The sequence below is a fragment of the Mycetohabitans sp. B3 genome (assembly GCF_021498065.1).
Taxonomy (GTDB): domain Bacteria; phylum Pseudomonadota; class Gammaproteobacteria; order Burkholderiales; family Burkholderiaceae; genus Mycetohabitans.
Genome location: NZ_JAHLKN010000039.1, coordinates 95,668 through 113,801 on the forward strand (window position 1 = coordinate 95,668; position 18,134 = coordinate 113,801).

At 61.9% G+C, this 18,134-nt stretch carries 20 protein-coding genes and 1 pseudogene; 10 read left to right on the top strand and 11 right to left on the bottom strand.

The annotated features are described in order from the left end of the window. The first annotated feature begins 5 nt into the window (after positions 1-5). The 3 genes from KQH55_RS12690 (at position 6) to pth (ending at position 2,537) form a co-directional block, all read left to right on the top strand. On the top strand, positions 6-959 hold the full coding sequence (locus tag KQH55_RS12690) for a ribose-phosphate pyrophosphokinase (protein ID WP_076786037.1): 954 nt from the start codon (positions 6-8) through the stop codon (positions 957-959). Positions 960-1,145: 186 nt separating this feature from the next. Next, positions 1,146-1,763, top strand: coding sequence for a 50S ribosomal protein L25/general stress protein Ctc (locus KQH55_RS12695; RefSeq protein ID WP_076786036.1), 618 nt, complete (start codon positions 1,146-1,148; stop codon positions 1,761-1,763). Between the two features lie 174 nt (positions 1,764-1,937). Beyond that, entirely contained in the window at positions 1,938-2,537 is a 600-nt protein-coding gene (gene pth, locus KQH55_RS12700) for an aminoacyl-tRNA hydrolase (protein ID WP_076797279.1), read from the top strand. A 56-nt stretch (positions 2,538-2,593) separates the two neighbouring features. On the opposite strand, the gene KQH55_RS12705 is transcribed toward pth, so the two are convergent. The 3 genes from KQH55_RS12705 to rsmD all read right to left on the bottom strand — a co-directional run bounded on the left by KQH55_RS12705 (position 2,594) and on the right by rsmD (position 4,441). Continuing rightward, a complete protein-coding gene (locus KQH55_RS12705; RefSeq protein ID WP_013436365.1) occupies positions 2,594-2,866 on the bottom strand; it encodes a YfhL family 4Fe-4S dicluster ferredoxin in 273 nt (90 codons plus the stop codon). Positions 2,867-3,073: 207 nt separating this feature from the next. Further along, positions 3,074-3,577: a pantetheine-phosphate adenylyltransferase gene (coaD, locus tag KQH55_RS12710; protein ID WP_041753866.1), complete on the bottom strand. Its 504-nt coding sequence runs from the start codon at positions 3,575-3,577 to the stop codon at positions 3,074-3,076. Between the two features lie 150 nt (positions 3,578-3,727). Beyond that, positions 3,728-4,441: a 16S rRNA (guanine(966)-N(2))-methyltransferase RsmD gene (gene rsmD, locus KQH55_RS12715; RefSeq protein ID WP_076786034.1), complete on the bottom strand. Its 714-nt coding sequence runs from the start codon at positions 4,439-4,441 to the stop codon at positions 3,728-3,730. Between the two features lie 224 nt (positions 4,442-4,665). On the opposite strand from rsmD, the gene ftsY reads away from it, so the two are divergent. After that, a complete protein-coding gene (gene ftsY, locus KQH55_RS12720) occupies positions 4,666-6,105 on the top strand; it encodes a signal recognition particle-docking protein FtsY (RefSeq protein WP_373566394.1) in 1,440 nt (479 codons plus the stop codon). A 29-nt stretch (positions 6,106-6,134) separates the two neighbouring features. On the opposite strand, the gene KQH55_RS12725 is transcribed toward ftsY, so the two are convergent. From KQH55_RS12725 to KQH55_RS12735, 3 genes are all read right to left on the bottom strand, one after another. Next, the gene (locus KQH55_RS12725; RefSeq protein ID WP_076796380.1) at positions 6,135-6,773 is read right to left on the bottom strand and encodes a LysE/ArgO family amino acid transporter; all 639 of its coding nucleotides are present in this window, start codon (positions 6,771-6,773) and stop codon (positions 6,135-6,137) included. After that, on the bottom strand, positions 6,770-6,976 hold the full coding sequence (locus tag KQH55_RS12730) for a hypothetical protein (protein ID WP_235091268.1): 207 nt from the start codon (positions 6,974-6,976) through the stop codon (positions 6,770-6,772). Before KQH55_RS12730 ends, KQH55_RS12725 begins: the two co-directional genes overlap by 4 nt. A gap of 92 nt (positions 6,977-7,068) precedes the next feature. Continuing rightward, positions 7,069-7,764, bottom strand: a complete 696-nt coding sequence (locus tag KQH55_RS12735) for a fumarylacetoacetate hydrolase family protein (RefSeq protein WP_235091270.1) — start codon at positions 7,762-7,764, stop codon at positions 7,069-7,071. A gap of 250 nt (positions 7,765-8,014) precedes the next feature. Here KQH55_RS12735 and ybiB point away from each other — a divergent pair, with 250 nt between their 5' ends. Beyond that, a complete protein-coding gene (gene ybiB, locus KQH55_RS12740; protein ID WP_235091272.1) occupies positions 8,015-9,025 on the top strand; it encodes a DNA-binding protein YbiB in 1,011 nt (336 codons plus the stop codon). A gap of 890 nt (positions 9,026-9,915) precedes the next feature. Here ybiB and KQH55_RS12745 read toward each other — a convergent pair. Continuing rightward, entirely contained in the window at positions 9,916-10,299 is a 384-nt protein-coding gene (locus KQH55_RS12745; RefSeq protein ID WP_076786030.1) for a nuclear transport factor 2 family protein, read from the bottom strand. 46 nt (positions 10,300-10,345) lie between these two features. Continuing rightward, the gene (locus KQH55_RS12750) at positions 10,346-10,924 is read right to left on the bottom strand and encodes an acyloxyacyl hydrolase (RefSeq protein ID WP_076796395.1); all 579 of its coding nucleotides are present in this window, start codon (positions 10,922-10,924) and stop codon (positions 10,346-10,348) included. A gap of 312 nt (positions 10,925-11,236) precedes the next feature. Here KQH55_RS12750 and rpoH point away from each other — a divergent pair, with 312 nt between their 5' ends. The 5 genes from rpoH to cydX all read left to right on the top strand — a co-directional run bounded on the left by rpoH (position 11,237) and on the right by cydX (position 15,593). Then, positions 11,237-12,163 (top strand): RNA polymerase sigma factor RpoH, encoded by a 927-nt coding sequence (gene rpoH, locus KQH55_RS12755; RefSeq protein ID WP_076787648.1) that lies wholly within the window; start codon positions 11,237-11,239, stop codon positions 12,161-12,163. Positions 12,164-12,367: 204 nt separating this feature from the next. Then, a complete protein-coding gene (cydP, locus tag KQH55_RS12760) occupies positions 12,368-12,646 on the top strand; it encodes a cytochrome oxidase putative small subunit CydP (protein WP_235091274.1) in 279 nt (92 codons plus the stop codon). Next, positions 12,636-14,252: a cytochrome ubiquinol oxidase subunit I gene (locus KQH55_RS12765; RefSeq protein WP_076797280.1), complete on the top strand. Its 1,617-nt coding sequence runs from the start codon at positions 12,636-12,638 to the stop codon at positions 14,250-14,252. The genes cydP and KQH55_RS12765 overlap by 11 nt, the downstream gene beginning before the upstream one ends. A 39-nt stretch (positions 14,253-14,291) precedes the next feature. Next, positions 14,292-15,431 (top strand): cytochrome d ubiquinol oxidase subunit II, encoded by a 1,140-nt coding sequence (gene cydB, locus KQH55_RS12770; protein WP_076786026.1) that lies wholly within the window; start codon positions 14,292-14,294, stop codon positions 15,429-15,431. A 39-nt stretch (positions 15,432-15,470) separates the two neighbouring features. Then, positions 15,471-15,593 carry a cytochrome bd-I oxidase subunit CydX gene (gene cydX, locus KQH55_RS12775; RefSeq protein WP_076786025.1) on the top strand — a complete coding sequence of 41 codons (123 nt, stop codon included), beginning with the start codon at positions 15,471-15,473 and terminating at the stop codon, positions 15,591-15,593. 419 nt (positions 15,594-16,012) lie between these two features. On the opposite strand, the pseudogene KQH55_RS12780 reads toward cydX, so the two are convergent. From KQH55_RS12780 to KQH55_RS12790, 3 genes and pseudogenes are all read right to left on the bottom strand, one after another. After that, positions 16,013-16,180, bottom strand: a pseudogene (locus KQH55_RS12780) (N-acetylglucosamine-6-phosphate deacetylase); the annotation flags it as partial. Between the two features lie 293 nt (positions 16,181-16,473). Further along, the gene (locus KQH55_RS12785) at positions 16,474-17,277 is read right to left on the bottom strand and encodes a MetQ/NlpA family ABC transporter substrate-binding protein (protein WP_076786024.1); all 804 of its coding nucleotides are present in this window, start codon (positions 17,275-17,277) and stop codon (positions 16,474-16,476) included. Between the two features lie 199 nt (positions 17,278-17,476). After that, entirely contained in the window at positions 17,477-18,037 is a 561-nt protein-coding gene (locus KQH55_RS12790; RefSeq protein WP_076797281.1) for an SCO family protein, read from the bottom strand. Positions 18,038-18,134: the final 97 nt, after the last annotated feature.

Consider the following 18,134-nt stretch of genomic DNA (forward strand, 5'->3'; position numbering starts at 1 on the left):
GCACGATGAACAGTGACGGCCTGATGGTATTTACTGGCAACGCGAATCCCTCGCTTGCACAGGAAGTCGTCAAGACCCTGGGTATTCCTCTTGGCAAAGCGATGGTCAGCCGCTTCTCGGACGGAGAAATCCAGGTCGAGATCCAAGAGAACGTCCGCGGCAAGGATGTATTCGTCTTGCAGTCCACCTGCGCGCCGACGAACGACAACCTGATGGAATTGATGATTATGGTCGACGCGCTCAAACGCGCATCGGCCGGACGGATCACGGCAGCCATCCCCTACTTCGGCTATGCGCGGCAGGACCGCCGCCCGCGCTCGGCGCGCGTTGCGATTTCCGCGAAGGTCGTCGCCAACATGCTGGAAATCGCCGGTGTCGAACGGATCATCACGATGGATCTGCATGCCGATCAGATCCAAGGTTTCTTCGACATTCCGGTTGACAATATCTACGCGACGCCGGTGCTGCTCGGCGACCTGCGCAAGCAAGCGTACGACAAGCTGCTGGTCGTGTCGCCGGACGTCGGCGGCGTGGTACGCGCGCGCGCGCTGGCAAAGCAGCTGAACACCGATCTGGCGATCATCGACAAACGCCGCCCGAAGGCGAACGTCGCCGAGGTGATGAACATCATCGGCGAAGTTGAGGGTCGCACGTGCGTGATCATGGATGACATGGTCGACACTGCCGGCACACTGTGCAAGGCCGCACAAGTGCTGAAAGAGCGCGGCGCGAAGAAAGTGTTCGCGTATGCGACGCACCCGGTGCTGTCCGGTGGCGCGATCCAGCGCATCGCGGACTCAGCGCTCGATGAGCTGGTCGTGACGGACACGATTCCGCTGGGCAAGGAGGCACTGGAATGCTCGCGGATTCGCGCGTTGTCATGCGCCGGCCTGCTGGCTGAAACTTTCTCGCGGATTCGCCGCGGCGACTCGGTGATGTCGCTGTTCGCCGAACATTAAGAATAGCTGTATTCCGGCAAGGCCGCCCTCGAGTGGCACTGCCAGCCCGTGGTGCGCAGTTACGAACGCGCGCCGCGTATTTCGGGACCGACGGGATCCGTGTCGGATTCGATGGTCCCGTTTTGATGACCCGGGCAATTTGCCCGGACCCACTGCCTGGTCGCGGGCAGTCATTGGAGAGACAACATGAAAGTAGTCGCTTTCGAGCGTAGCCAGCAGGGAACGGGTGCGAGCCGCCGCCTGCGCAATGCCGGCAAGACGCCGGGAATCGTGTACGGCGCTGGCACCGAACCGAAGTTGATCGAGTTGGACCATAATGCGCTGTACCACGCGCTGAACAAAGAAGCATTTCATTCGTCGATTCTCGATCTCGAGATCGCCGGTGCGACCGAACAAGTACTGCTGCGCGACGTCCAATATCATCCGTTCCGTCGAATGGTGCTGCACGTGGACTTCCAGCGTGTCGACGCAAAGACGAAAATCACGGTGAAGGTCCCGCTGCACTACATGAACCAGGAAGGCTCGCCGGCGGTGAAACTCGGTGGCGGCGTGATTACGCACGTGCTGAACGAAATCGAAGTATCGTGCCTGCCGGGCAACCTGCCCGAGTTCATCGAAGTCGACCTGGCCAACTTCGGGTTGAACCAGTCGTTGCACGCGAAGGATGTCAAGCTGCCGGCCGGGGTTGAACTGACGCCGCACGTCGAGCAGGAAAACCCGGTGATCGTGTCGGCGACGCTACCTGCTGGCGCGGTATCAGATGAAGCAGGTGAATCGTCAGAAGGCGGCACGCCGGCTGCATAACGCAGTACGGACACTGCATACGGGGACGCAATGCTGCGTGCCCGTCACATAGTAGAATCGATCCTCTCGATCCGCCGGTACGATGCAACGAAGTCGGATCAGCGGGACGAAGTGACCCGCCGAGGCCATGCCCGGCGGGTTTTTTTAACTGAATTCACGAGTGGCACGACCATCATGATCAAGTTGATCGTCGGACTCGGCAATCCGGGCGCTGAATATGCGGCCACGCGGCATAACGCGGGATTCTGGTTCATCGACCAGCTCGCACACAAAGCAGGCGCCACGCTGCGCGACGAGCGGCGCTTTCACGGCGCCTATGTGAAGGTGCGCCTGCACGGCGAGGAAATCCACTTGCTGCAACCCCAAACGTTTATGAACCGGTCTGGGTTGTCCGTGGTGGCAGTGGCACAGTTCTTCAAGATTCTGCCCCAATCCATCCTCGTCGTTCATGACGAGTTGGATTTGCCGCCGGGCGTCGCGAAACTGAAGTTAGGCGGCGGCAGTGGCGGACACAACGGCTTGAAGGATATTTCCGCTCATCTGTCAACGCAGCAATATTGGCGTCTGCGTATCGGCATTGGCCATCCGCGGGAGCTGATTCCGGAGGGCGCGCGCGCGGGCGCCAAACCTGACGTGGTCAATTTCGTGCTGAAACCGCCGCGCAAGGAAGAACAGCAACTTATCGACGCAGCCACCGACAAAAGTCTCGCGGTGATGCCGCTGATTGTCAGCGGGGAAATGGAACGCGCAATGATGCAACTTCACCGCGCTTAAGTACGCTAGAGAAGCCGCAACGGCGGCACAGGACAATTAGATTGGCGCGGGGTGGCTCAGCGCTCACCGTCGGCGCGCTCATCGACCGTCATCAGCGCGCGATACTTGTCCATTAGCTGCTCGCGGGTCTCAACCCGCTCGGGATTCACCGGGATACATTCGACGGGACACACCTGAACACATTGCGGCTCGTCGAAATGACCGATGCACTCGGTGCATTTATCCGGATCGATCAGATAGATTTCCGGCCCCATCGAAATCGCGCCGTTCGGGCACTCGGGCTCGCAAACGTCACAATTGATGCACTCGTCGGTAATCATCAAAGCCATACGGCCACCAACTTTCCGAGAAAAAACAACACATTATAACTTTTCTGGCCTGCTTCTCGGCTGCGCAACATTGCATGTCAGCGTAACGTGAGAATGTCCGGTCCGTGCAAAGTAAGAACGTCCGCTCGGTGGCCTCCGAGTCAGGTGCGATAGACCGCGCCGCTTCGACAATACCGCTGCCGCTGCGTCAGTAGTGCAAGCGGTAATTCAACCGCCGGCCGCGGCCCGAGAGGCCCCGGCGACCTTGTCCTTGAGCCACCTCTCCACCGAAGGAAACACGAATTTGCTGACGTCACCGCCTAACTGCGCGATTTCCCGCACGATCGTGCCCGAAATGAATTGATATTGATCAGACGGCGTCATGAACATCGTTTCGACGTCCGGCAGCAGATAGCGGTTCATTCCCGCCATCTGAAACTCATATTCGAAGTCCGACACCGCACGCAGGCCGCGCACGATCACCCGGGCATTATTGGCGCGGACAAAGTCCTTGAGCAACCCCGCGAAACTCATCACCTTCACGTTCGGATAGTGACCCAGCACCTCCTGCGCGATGTCCAAACGCTCCTGCAACGAGAAAAAAGGCTTCTTGTTGCGACTGTCGGCGACTCCGACCACCAGCGTGTCGAAAATGCTCGAAGCACGGCGCACAAGATCTTCATGACCGCGAGTGAGCGGATCGAACGTACCGGGATAGACCGCAACTACCATCAATATTCTCCTCTCGCTTAACAAGCCGGTGGCACGATGCGCGGTCGCGCTGGCACTCGCCGCCAATGCCCGGCGGCAAGCGGGACCGGTACAGCGGTGGCCGGCGTGACGTCGCGGTAAAACGCCGCCAGCTCGTTTTTGGAAAGCGCATTATTCACCATTTTCGCACCGCAGCAAATGATAATGCACCGCGCCGGCGCGCGCGTGGCGTACGATGCGCCATTCCTGCAGCGACGGCCAGCCGGGCGTGGCAGCGACGCCCTGCTGCGCTTGAGCGTCCCGCACCGCAGCCAATGGCGCATCGGATTCGACATAAACTGCACCGCCAGGCGCCACCAGCGGCAACGCAAGCGTCAGCGCGCGCCCAAGCAGTTCGGCATTGAACGGCGGGTCGAGGAACACGATGTCGAACCCCGCCGGCGCGAGGCCGGCCGCCAGCCGCAACGCATCGGCCTGCACAATTTCGATCGTCTGCGCATCCAATTTTTGCCGGATCGCGTTTAGTTGTGCAACCGCGCGCCCATCGCGCTCGACCATTACCACACGTTGCGCGCCGCGCGATGCAGCTTCGAAGCCGAGCGCCCCGGTGCCGGCGAATAGGTCCAGGCACACCAGGCCATCCAGTTGCTGGCCCAACCAGTTGAACAAGGTTTCGCGCACACGGTCCGGCGTCGGCCTGAGCCCCGCCAGATCGAGCACCGGCAGCAGCGTACGCTTCCAGATGCCGCCGATGAGGCGGACCTGGTGCGGCGCGTGACGCGTCGCGGCAACGCGGCGCGATGCTGCGGCACCGGCGGCACGCGTTTGCGCACCGTCGGGGGCGGCAAAAGGCGCACGGGCGCGCGTGCGGGACGAGTGGTTCATCGATTCATTCCATTAGGCTGTCGTGACGCGGGAACGGACGCCGTCGCCGCGCGCAACCAGCCATCCTCCCGCGCCGGGGTGGGGAGAGGCAACCTTACCATAGCCGGAGCACAAACTCAGAAGCCCATGCGGCGCTCTGCTAGAATGTCCGGTCTGCCACCGGCGCTCCGTTGCCGGCCCCGACGTCGCCCGCCCGCGGCGCGCGTACCGCCACATTGCGAACCATGTTCAGCTTTTTCAAACGATTCAGGAAGAGCGATGCGTCCAGCCAGAAGCAAGACGCGCCCGTAGCGGATTCCGCCTCGCAAACCACCACGTCCGGCACGCCGGCCGCCCCGGACACGTCTGAAGCGCGTGGTGCGCCAGCTGCGCCTGCTACGACCACTGCACCTGCTGCAACCACAGCACCTGTCACACCACCAGCACCGGCGTCGGCCCCTGAGGCAGCGCCAAGCGGCACGCTGGGCGCGATCGGCGCGCCAGGGCCCGAGCCCTCCTCCCTCGAATCAGCGCAGCCGGCAGGATCAGTCCAGCCGGCACCCTCATCAGCATCCGGGACGTCATCCTCACCCGCGGCTTCGCCGGCGCCGGCACTCTCGCCAGCCTCTGCGGCGCCGCTTGCGGAAGTCTCGGCCCGATCCGCGTCCGGCGTGGCACCGCAACCGGCGCCCGCCAAGCCCGCTGGAACCGCCACGCAGCAGCTCGTCGGCGGCGCGGACGAAGAGATCGTTGAGATCGTGCCGCCCCCTGCTCCCGAGCCGACCGCCAAGCGCTCGTGGCTCAGCCGGTTGAAATCGGGGCTGACCAAAACCAGCTCGAACCTGACCGGCATTTTCATCGGCGTGAAGGTCGACGAGGCGCTGTTCGAGGAGCTCGAGACCGCATTATTGATGGCTGATGCCGGTGTGGATGCCACTACTTACCTGCTCGATGCGCTACGTCAGAAGGTCCGCAGCGAGAGACTGACTGACGCACAACAGGTCAAGGCGGCGTTGCGCACGTTGTTGATCGAATTGCTCACGCCGCTTGAGCAATCGATGGTGCTCGGCCGCACACAACCGCTGGTGATGATGATTGCCGGCGTCAACGGAGCCGGCAAGACTACAAGCATCGGCAAGCTCGCCAAGCACCTGCAGTCGTTTAACCAGTCGGTGATGCTGGCCGCCGGCGACACGTTCCGCGCCGCCGCGCGTGAGCAGTTGGTGATCTGGGGCCAGCGCAACAACGTCGCTGTGATCCAGCAGGAAAGCGGTGACCCGGCCGCGGTGATCTTCGACGCGGTCGGCGCCGCGCGCGCGCGCGGCATCGACGTGCTGATGGCGGACACCGCCGGACGCTTACCGACCCAGTTGCATCTGATGGAGGAGCTACGCAAGGTCAAGCGGGTAATCGGCAAGGCGATGGACGGGGCCCCGCACGAAATACTGCTGGTGCTTGATGCGAATACCGGCCAGAACGCGTTGGCCCAGGTCAAGGCGTTCGACGAGGCGCTGGGGTTGACTGGACTCATCGTCACGAAGCTAGACGGTACCGCCAAGGGTGGCATCCTGGCCGCCATCGCGCGCCAACGCCCAGTGCCGGTGTATTTCATCGGCGTTGGCGAGAAGGTCGAAGACCTGCAACCGTTCGTCGCCGCCGAATTTGCCGACGCGCTGCTCGGGTAAGCACGCGGCGCAACGCGTGCCCCTCCCGGTTAACCGCCTGACACCAGCATCAGCGCGATCCAACCCATCACGCAGGCGATCAGCACATCGAGCACGCGCCACGCGACGTCTTTCTCGAACACCGGCCGTAACAGCCGCGCGCCGTAGCCGAGCGCGCAGAACCATACGAGTGACGCGCTCATTGCACCGAGCGCGAACCACAGGTTGGCCGGCCATGGATGGCGGCCGCCGACCGCGCCGAGCAGCACGACGGTATCGAGATAAACATGCGGATTAAGCAACGATAATGCGACGATCGTGCCGGCCATGCCAACCGCCGACTGCGCACCGTCTCGATCCGATGCATCGAGGTGTCCCGGCCCTTTCCACGCGCTGTACAGCGCGCGCAGGCCATACAGGAATACGAACAGCGCGCCGACGTATTTGACCACCACGAGCAACGCCGGCATCCGAGTCATCAACGCGCCCATGCCGGCGACGCCCGCCGCGATGAGCACGATATCGATCGATGCGCAGATCGCGACGACCATCCCAACGTGCACGCGTTTGAGACCCTGTCGCAGCACATACGCATTCTGCGCGCCGATCGCAACGATCAGGCTCGCGCACAATCCGAAGCCCGACGCATAGGTTGATCCGAACACCGGCAATGATTCAGCCCAGCTCATTTGACATCCGGCTGAGCGGCGGGCACAGCATGGCGGAATGCGTCTAATTGCATCGCGTTGTCGAAGAGGCGCTGAATCGCGGCAAAGGGCGCCAGGTCGATGTTGAAGCGCTGCGCGTTGAAAACTTGCAACACGATGCACAGGTCAGCGAGGGTCGGCGTGTCGCCGATCGCAAACTTGCCGATGCGCGAATCGTTCGCCAACTGCGCGTTAAACGCGCTGAAGCCCGTCTCGATCCAGTGGCGGCACCACGCGTCTTTTTGTGCCTCATGAACTTGCTCCTACAGCGCGCGTGTCAGACTACACGCAATGTCAGTATGTCGAATCCGTCCAGGCCGCCTTCGAGCACATCGCCCTTCGCCACCGCCCCCACCCCTTCCGGCGTTCCGGTATAGACCAGGTCGCCCGCCGCCAGAGCAATGAACCGCGATAAGTAGGCGATCGTTTCCGGCACTGGCCAGAGCATCGTCGACACGTCCGCGTGCTGTCGCGGCACGCCATTGACCGTCAGCCACAATTGGCCGGCATCGACGTGCCCGACCTGCGATACCGGATGGATCGGCCCAATTGGCGCAGACAGGTCAAAACCCTTGGCCATGTCCCAGGGACGGCCCAACTTCTTAGCCTGCGCCTGCAAATCGCGGCGTGTCATGTCAAGCCCGAGCGCATAGCCGTACACATGCTCCAGTGCGTGCTCCACCGGGATGTCGCGCCCCCCACGCCCGATCGCCACGACCAGTTCCATCTCGTGATGGACCTCGCCCGACTCAGGCGGATACGGAAATTCGCCCACGGTCCCGGGCGCCACATACAGCACTGCGTCGGCGGGCTTGCTAAAGAAAAAGGGAGGCTCGCGTTGCGGGTCGTGGCCCATCTCGCGCGCGTGCGCTTCGTAATTGCGGCCGACACAATAGATACGGTGCACCGGAAACACATCGGACGACTGCACCACCGGCACCGCGGGGTTGGGCACCTCGAATAAATAAGCCATCACATGCTCCCCTGACGAGTGTGAGCACTACATCGGTATCCGCCCGCGGAACAACCGGCGAGGCGTACGCCTTAGACGAAACACCCAAGTTTAAACCGGTGGCGATCGCCAGTCCGGCGCGGCATGCCTTGCGCGCTTGCCAGAAAGCCTCGAATGCGATACTCAGTGTGGCTCCTGCATTCCCGAAGTGAAGCGGCTGATCGCATCGGCACATGCGCTTACATAGCCGGTGCATTGGTCGCCCGATGCCATGACTGAATCGAACCCGTTATCCGACAGCACGCCCGGCGGCGCAAGTTTTCGTTGTGCGCCGTTGATTAAGGAGATCGGGCGAGGAGCGCGCGGCGCCCGCGCGCTTTCGCATGACGATGCCTATGCGCTCTATACCGCGATGCTCGACGGGCGCGTCTCCGATGTCGAGCTGGGCGCAGTGGTGCTCGCTTACAGAGTCAAGGGCGAGACGCCGCAGGAGCTTGCGGCGATGCTTGCTGCGGCGCAAGCGTCGCTCAGACCACTCGCCACGCGCGGCGATCACTACCGCCCTGTGTCGATACCGAGCTACAACGGCGCGCGCAAGCAACCAAACCTCACACCGCTGCTCGCCTTGTTGCTTGCGCGTCGCGGCGTGCCGGTACTCGTGCATGGCGTGACAGTGGACCCGGGACGGGTGACCAGCGCCGAAATCTTTGCCGAATTGGACCTGCCGGCTGCGCGCTCGATCGACGAAATCGACCCGGCACTCGCTCACGCGCGGGTCGCATTTGCGCCGATCGACGTGCTCGCGCCCAAGATGTCCCGCTTGCTCGGGCTACGCGCGACACTCGGCGTGCGCACTACGACCCATACGCTGGTCAAGCTGCTACAACCGTTCGCCGAACCGGGACTGCGGCTGGTCAACTATACCCATCCGGCTTACCGTGACAGCCTGTCAGCGCTGTTCCGCGATTTCCCGCAGGCAGCAGCCGGTGGTGTGTTGCTGGCGCGTGGAACCGAAGGAGAAGCCGCGGCCGATACCCGGCGCCGGGTGCAGGTCGATTGGCTGCATGATCAGGTATGCGAGACGCTGGTCGATGCTGAACGTGCATCGACGCAAGCACCCGTGGTCGAACTGCCCGACGCTTTGGATGCGGCAACGACCGCGCGATGGATAACGGACGTACTGGATGGTCACGCGAGGGCACCCGAGGCCATCGTGAAGCAAGTCGAACTCATCGAGCGCGTTGCCCGATGGAGGGAATCGGGACAGGCACCGTGCGCGTAAGCGCATCGACCGTTGCGGCCGATCAGCAACGCTGTCCACCTGTGTTGCCTGCACACGCTATGTTCCATGCAACGGCTCAACGCGTGGCGACATGTTTGTGATTCGCTCGCTACGTTGTGCTGGCGTATCGCTGCGACAGCGTCGGATAGCCGCAGCGACACACGTTGCTACCTGCTGCAAATACTCCTATAGCACCGCAAGGTTAGTTGCAATAACGGGCCATGGTGCCACACGCATAGCTGCTTTGGCTCGTTGCCACAGCAATACCCGTCACGGCCGATACGGTCAACGCAACCGCCATCACTACCTTCATTACTTTGTATCCCATATTAATCTCCATATTGCTTCGGATAGCGTACTTTTTGTACGCGACATCAATATAGCATTTTGGCATCGTGGCCAAATTACCTCATGCGCGAGTCGCTCACGCGCATTCGCACAACGGCACAGTGTTTCGCATCGGGCCGCAAAATCCTTTCTTCGCGCTGACATTCGGACCGACCTGCGTCCGGCAGAAACCGCATCAACCCGCCGTTGAGCAAGCCCTCGCCGGTCGTTTGACAGCGACCATGCTATCGCCTCATCGGCCGTTCGGCTTTGACCGGACCGCAAGGGCGACAACAACGCAGCCCGCGCTCAACGATGAACCCAGGCCGCCGGCTACGCCTGCGATGCAACGCTGGACATGCGCCTGCGCTCGTGCCGATGGCCTACTCGGTCCATAGCCGACGCGCCGGTGTGAGCACCGATCTGGGTCGCACGCTACTGTTGAAAACCCAGCCCATGGCGGCAAGCGGATGACGCTCGCCACTGCAGCGACGACTGGCACGCGGCAACCCGCTGCCGCAGCCGCCTTCCGGCTTGCGGACACGACGCCCGGTGGCGCCGGCTCACTCCACCGCGCAGCGCGTCGCATGCCAGACGACCAGACGCCAGTGCCCGTTGTCGTTTGCCTGAACCGCCGTGTAGGCAATCGGGTACACAAGTGCGCCGCTGTTGGCTTCCATCTCGATCAGCACGCGCCCGTTCACCATGCAAATATCGTGGGACAGCGGCACGATCTCCTGGCTCTGCACCTCGATCTGCCGATAGCGCCGCCGGCCGCCGACGATCGAATCGATCACTTGCTGTTTGCTTTCGCGCTTGCCATTCGTATGCACATAGCTGGCGTGGTCGGCAATTAACGTGTCCAACAACTCGCTGTTGCCGTCAACCATCGCTTGAAAGCGCTTGCGCTCCAATCCCCGGATCGTCTCAATAACCTTGGCCGCCATCTGTGCCTCGCTTCGAACGCGAAACGGGCCGAGCGTGACGCCCGCTTCAGAAGTTGTATTGCAGATAAAGCTGGGTGAAATTTATACCAGGATTCGGCTGCTTGATACCGCCATTGGACACATGTTGGAAACGAAATCCCGCCTGGTACTGCTGGCGCTCGCCGAACTGCGCGCCCACGCCAACCATGTCCGCGAACTGGAACGCCGACGAGACGGTGAAACGCGCTGAGATGCGCGGGTGCGTCAACCACCGTACGCCCACGCCGGCCTCGACATACGGACGGACCTGGCCGCTGTTCTTGATGAAACGCACCACCGGCGTCATACCAAACTCGCCGATGTTCGAATGCCCATCGCCTTCGTCCGTATGCCAATACGACACATGCATTTCGCCGACCAGCGCAAAGTGCCAGGATCCCGTATCCCACCACGTCATGTCCGGATCCCATACCAGCGCCAGGTCGCCCTTCTTGATGTGGCGGTCGCCGATCCCACCGCCGAGTTGGACGCCAAACCGGTCCGCATGGGCTGCCGCGCTGGCAGCCAGCGCCAGTGCCGCCAACGCTGCGCGCAGCACGCGCTGCGCTGGCGCCGCCGGGCCGTGCTTCGTCGTGAACGTACTCATTGTTCTCCAAATATTAAGCAAGCACTGACAACGTGGTTCGCCCGCCATTTTAGGTTGCCGCGCGGATCGCTGCTCACCGCGTACTCTTTGCCGCCTTCTGCCCCTTATATTCAGCCCGCACGCCGGAGGAAACTTCTATCCGCGTCCGCGGGTCAAAAAAACTATTAGAATATCCATATCAATAGTTAAACAGAACCGGCTGCGCCACTGTCAGCCTAACGGTTTAGCACTCTGTGGCATTGAGTGCTAAGATGTAGCGGAACGCCGTTTGCGCAGTAGCGCATGAAGCTGCCGATACAAGGAGTAACACGAGTGAGCAACGCAATGAGCCTACCGAGCTCTGCAAGCTTGACGCCGGCTGGCGCAGGCGCGCTGGCGCTCGCCTCGAATTCGATGCTGCCGGGTACGCTGGGCAATCTGGACGCTTACATTCAGGCAGTCAACCGCATCCCGCTGTTGTCGCAGACCGACGAAACGCGCCTTGCGACCGAATACCGCGAGCAGAACAACTTGGATGCCGCGCGCCAGCTGGTGCTGTCGCACCTGCGGCTGGTCGTGTCGATCGCGCGCAACTACCTGGGTTACGGCCTACCTCACGCGGATCTCATCCAGGAAGGCAACATCGGCCTGATGAAGGCCGTCAAGCGCTTCGATCCGCGTCAGAACGTACGGTTGGTGTCGTATGCGATTCATTGGATCAAGGCCGAGATCCACGAATACATCCTGCGCAACTGGCGCATGGTGAAAGTCGCAACGACAAAGGCGCAGCGCAAGCTGTTCTTCAACCTGCGCAGCCACAAGCAGGGCATGCAACCTTTCACGCCAGACGAGATCGCAGGGCTCGCGAAGGAACTGAACGTCAAGCGTGAAGAAGTGACCGAGATGGAGACGCGGCTGGCCGGCGGCGATATCGCGCTCGAAGGACAGTTCGAGGACGGCGAGGAATCATTCGCGCCGATCGCCTACCTGGCCGACTCGCGTACCGAGCCGACCGCGGTGCTCGCGTCACGCCAGCGCGACCTGCTGCAGACTGAAGGCCTGGCTGATGCGCTTGAATCCCTCGATGCGCGTAGCCGTCGTATCATCGAAGCGCGCTGGCTGCAGGTGCAGGACGACGGCTCGGGCGGCGCGACGCTGCATGAACTGGCCGACGAGTTCGGCGTGTCCGCTGAGCGCATCCGCCAAATCGAGGCGAGTGCGATGAAGAAAATGCGCGGCGCGCTGCAGCAATACGCGTGAGCGTTTGCCGCGTGCACTCACCGGACCCGGCTTCGGCCGGGTTTTTATTTGCACCGCGACAAATCGACACAATACTGATGCGCGAGGCCGCAGCGTGGTGAAAATGCGGCGGTTTGACGCGCTGCAATAACTGCCCCTCATTTCCCCCCATCTATAAAATAAGTTTCGTTGAAGTCGCGCCTGCCGCGCAGCCCACGAAACACTATGTTTAGCCATGACGTTCGCCATAGCACCGATATCGACCGTGCCGACCCTGCGCAGCGCTCCGGTCTGCTAGCCGCGATCCTGCACCGCCCTGGACTGGTTCGCGAGTTGACACTGGTTGTGATGGCCAAGGTCGCGATCCTGCTCGTCTTCAAGTACACGTTGTTCAGTCATCCCCAGGCACCGCACATGGAACTGCCGCCGGCCCAGGTCGCGCAAGCGCTGTTGTCGGTGCCCGCAACACATCCGCCCGCTTCAGGTGATCATCATGATAAGTAGCGAAGTCGTCGACCTTTCGCGGCTGCAGTTCGCCATTACTGCGCTGTACCACTTTCTTTTCGTCCCACTGACGCTGGGTCTGTCCTGGCTGTTGGTCATCATGGAAGCCGTCTATGTGATGACCCGCAAGCAGATCTACAAGGACATGACCCAGTTCTGGGCCAAGTTGTTTGGCATCAACTTTGCGATGGGCGTGGTGACCGGCATCACGCTGGAGTTCCAGTTCGGCACGAACTGGTCGTACTACTCGCACTACGTCGGCGATATTTTCGGCGTGCCGCTCGCGGTAGAAGGTCTGATGGCATTCTTCCTCGAATCGACGTTCGTTGGACTCATGTTCTTTGGCTGGAACCGGCTGTCGCGCGTCGGGCATCTGATCGTCACGTTCCTCGTCGCACTTGGCTCGAACCTGTCGGCGTTGTGGATCCTGATCGCCAACGGCTGGATGAACAATCCGGTCGGCGCTGAGTTCAATTACGAAACGATGCGCATGGAACTGACCAGCTTAGCTGAGGTGGTGTTCAATCCGGTCGCGCAGGTCAAGTTCGTCCATACTGTGTCGGCAGGCTACGTGACGGCAGCGATGTTCGTGCTCGGTGTATCCTCGTGGTACCTGTTGAAGAAGCGCGATGTTGACTTCGCATTGCGCTCGTTTGCCGTCGCGGCCGGTTTTGGGCTGGCCTCAACGCTGTGCGTGATCGTACTCGGCGACGAGTCGGGTTACACGACCGGCGAAGTTCAGCAAGCCAAGCTCGCCGCGATCGAATCGGAATGGACCACCGAGCCGGCACCGGCTGCATTCACCGTATTCGGATTGCCGAACCAGGACGAGCAGCGCACCGACTACGCGCTGCGCATACCCTACGCACTGGGACTAATCGCCACGCGCTCGATCGATGAGCCCGTGATCGGGCTGCGCGATCTGATCTCTCAGAACGAGCAGCGCATCCGTAACGGTATCGTCGCGTACGGAGCGCTGCAAAAGATGAAGCAGGGCGACATGTCCGATGCAACGCGCGCGGTGTTTGACACCCACAAGAACAACCTCGGCTACGGGCTGCTCGTCAAGCGCTATGCACCGGAGGTGCTGAATGCGACTGACGCGCAAATCGCCGAGGCAGCCAAGCACTCGATTCCTCCCGTGGCACCGGTGTTCTGGTCATTCCGGCTGATGGTCGGTCTGGGCATCCTGTTCCTCGTGACATTTGTGCTCGCCTTCTGGTTCTGCGCCACGCGCAGCGTGGCGCATGAGAGCCGGCGCTGGTTCCTGCGCTGGTGCGTCTGGGCGATCCCGTTGCCGTGGCTCGCCGCCGAGTTTGGCTGGATCGTCGCCGAAATGGGCCGCCAGCCGTGGACGATCGCCGGTGTACTGCCGACGTTCTCGTCAGCCTCCAGCCTGGCGCCTTCAGACCTTTACTGGAGCATCGGCGGGTTTGTTTTGTTCTACACGGTGCTATTTATCGTCGAGATCACGCTGATGTTCAAGTATGCAAGACTCGGGCCGTCGTCGCTGCATACCGGCCGCTACCACCACGAGCAGCCGCAGCCGCATGACGACGCAACAGCTTACGAAACCCGACAGCTGTCTCACGCAGGGCAAGCCTGATGCCGTGGATCGAAGCCTTTGTTACTGGACAAAATCACTATGTTTGACTATCCGACTTTGAAGGTCATTTGGTGGGTGCTAATCGGCGTCTTGCTGCTCGGCTTCGCGCTCACCGACGGCTTCGACATGGGTGTCGGTACACTGCTGCCGTTCATCGGCAAAACCGACACCGAACGCCGCGTGATCATCAACGCGATTGGCCCCACCTGGGAGGGCAACCAGGTGTGGCTGATCACGGCCGGCGGTGCAATGTTCGCCGCGTGGCCGCTGGTCTACGCCGCTTCCTTTTCCGGCTTCTATTTCGCGATGCTGCTGGTGTTGTTCGCGCTGTTCATGCGACCGGTCGGCTTCGAGTACCGCGCCAAGCGCGACGATCCGCGGTGGCGCACGAGCTGGGATTGGGCGTTGTTCGCCGGCAGCGCGATTCCGGCGCTGGTGTTCGGTGTCGCGTTTGGCAACCTGCTGCAAGGCGTGCCATTTTGCTTCGACGACGATCTGCGCGTGAGCTACCATGGCGGCTTCTTCGCGCTGCTGAACCCGTTCGCGGTGCTGTGCGGTGCGGTCAGCGTCGGCATGCTGGTCGCGCACGGCGCCGCGTTCCTGCGCATCAAGACCGAAGGGGCAGTAGCGCGCCGCGCGTCGCACGTGCTGCGCATCGCGTCGCTGATCACAGTCGTGCTGTTCATCATGGCCGGCATTCTTGTGGCCACCCGCATCACCGGCTTCGAGATCACCCGCGCGGCGCCGCTGGACGCGCTGGCCAACCCGCTGCTCAAGCGCGTGGCCGCCGCGCCCGGCCTGTGGATGGCCAACTACATCGCCTACCCATGGATGATGCTCGCACCGGCGCTGGGCATCGTGGCCGGCGTGCTCGCACTGGCGCTTGCCTCATCGCGCTTCACCGTGGTGGGCTTCATCATGACGGGGCTGCTGGTGACCGGTGTGATCCTGACCGCTGGCTTCTCGATGTTCCCATTCATCATGCCATCGTCGCTGGACCCGGCCAGCAGCCTGACGCTGTGGGACTCGACGTCGAGCCACCGCACGCTGGGCATCATGCTGATCGTGGTGATCGTGTTCGTGCCGCTGATTATGCTGTACACCAGCTGGGTCTATCGCGTGATGCGCGGCAAGGTCACCGAGCAAGGGGTGCAAAGCAACACGCACTCGATGTACTGAGCCGCCTTACTTCAATCGACCGATCTGACGGAGCAGAGCATGTGGTATTTCAGCTGGATATTGGGTATTGGCGTCGCACTCGCGTTCGGCGTCATCAACGCGATGTGGCTCGAGTCGCATCGCGACGCACAAAGACTGACAGAGCCTAACGCGAAGAAGTAACGCGCTGAAACGGCCGGTGCCGGCTGACGGTTTTCACCGCTCCCGCGCACCTCGCCTACGCCGCATGAAGCGTCGGCATGCGGACTGTCGGCCGGGCATTAGCGGGAGAAAGGCCGCGCGACGCCCCATTCCGGGCAGCGTACTTCGGCCGTACGCGCGGCGCTAACTCGCGCCTTAGGAGGGCGGTCAGTTTCGAATGCCGCCCCCTAACGGGACCATCGACACAAGCACGGTCGAACGCCCGGCGACTAGCAGCCGCGTCACCATCGTCTTCGCGTAGCGCTCGGCCGGCATGGCCGCACACGATGTGGAACGTATCGGCAACCCGCGAGTTAGCCGGCCAGCGCCTGCAGCGCTGCGCAAGTCACACTGCCGGGGCTAGTTGCGCGGCCACGACTTCGGACAAGGCCAACGCCTCGTTAAGCATCGTCGACAACGGCTTCTCCTTCGACGTACGTGGTAACGAGCGTCAGTTCACGATCGCTCACTACCACGTCGGCGATCGGCAAACCAATCGAGGCGAGATTGCGCAGCGCTTGGTCCATCGTCAGGGTGCTGCCCGCCAGTGTGCCGTCGGCCAGCCGCACGCGTTCTGTACGTGCGAGAAAGGAGGGAAAGGCAAAAACCGGGATCTATGGTTAGTGGATAACGTATGCACCGTGATAGCGAGCGCGTCGTCGCAGGACACGGCCGTGAACATGCGCTTATCGCGCGCCCCAAGGGCGAGCTCGTCGGCGCGGCGCTTATGCGGGCTCAGCGCCTTCATGCGCGGCCGACATGGCCGGGCGCGGTAAGCCACCCATACGGCGAGCGACCCCGTGTGGAGGTAGGCCCTGTAGCCGGACCCCCCTGCCCGGCAGCCGGCCACGGGCGTCACGCCTTAGAAGGCGGGCAAGATCGCACCCTTAAATTGCGTCTCAAGGAACTTGCGAATATCGTCGGACTCGTACGCGGCCACCAGCTTCTTCACCCACGGCTTGTTCTTGTCCTGCACGCGCACGGCAATCAGGTTCGCATACGGCCCCTTCAGGTCTTCGATCGCGATTGCATCCTTGATCGGCGAGAAGCCAGCGCCCACCGCGTAGTTGTTATTGATTGCTGCGGCAGCCAGATCATCGAGCGAGCGCGGCATCTGCGCGGCATCTAACTCGACCAGCTTGATCTTCTTTGGATTCTCAATCACATCCAGCGGCGTCGCGTTCACGCCGCCCACGCCCGCACCGGCCTTCAGCTTGATGATCCCGTATTTCTGCAGCAGCAACAGCGCGCGGTTGCCGTTGGACGGATCGTTCTGGATACCGACTTTGGCGCCTTCCGGCAGGTCTTTCAACGACTTGAACTTTTTCGAGTAGAAGCCCATCGGCGACACATAGGTTAGGCCCACATTCACAATCTTGTAGCCGCGCTGCTTGATCTGGCTGTCCAAGAACGGCTGGTGCTGGAAGCCGTTCGCGTCCAGGTCGCCGGCATCAAGCGCGGCATTCGGCTGCACGTAGTCATTGAATTCGATGACTTTAATCTTCAAGCCGTTCTTCGCCGCCACCTTCGCCACTTTCGCCCAGATCTGCGCGTCCGGGCCGCTCATCGTGCCCACGCGCAGCACCGGATCGGCTCGCGCAACATTCGACAATGCAGCTGCCATTGCGACGATGGACAGCGTTTTCAGTAGTGTTCTGCGTAGCATGGGTACCCCACTTCGATTTTGAGAACGCGATGGTCGCATGGCAGCACCAACGAAGTGAACTACCGAATACGCATACGCTTATGCTTTTACGGGAGAGACCATCGGGCTACTGGCTGCCGACCACCGACGCCGACCACCGACCACCGACCACCGACCACCGACCACCGACCACCGATTACCAACTCCGACTACGGGCCACCTAGTCGAGCAACAACTTGATATCGTGCACCCACGGCATCGAACCCTGGCCGTCGCGCGCGAACAGCCGCAGCTTGCCGGCGGGATCGAACACGTAGCTCGCGGCAGTGTGATCCACCGTATAATCGGCACCATCCTTGCCCGGCTCTTTCGCGTAGTACACGCGAAACGACTTGGTCACCTTCGACAGCTGCACGTCGTTGGCAGGCCGCAGGCCGATGAACGACGGGTTGAACGCCGCAACGTACTGTGCGAGCAACGGTGCACTGTCGCGTTTTGGATCGAGCGTGACGAACAGCACCTGCACGCGTTTTGCCTGGTCGCCCAATTGCTGCATCGCTTGTGCAAGTTCGGCCATCGTCGTCGGACACACATCTGGGCAGTGCAGGTAGCCGAAGAACAGCACCACCACCTTGCCTTTGAAATCGGCCAGTGTACGTACGTGGCCGTTGGTATCGGCAAGCGCGAAGTCGGTGCCGAACTGGCTCGCGCCAGTGATGTCGACGTTCATGAACGCCGGCTTGTCGCCGCAGCCAACCAATGCGAGCGCCGTGCCGACCATGACTGCGGCCACCGCGCGCCGCAACCCGCCGTGGCTCGCACGAGCCGCTTCGCGTAGACCGGATACTACCCGGGCCGCTGCCAGAAGATGGGAAAAA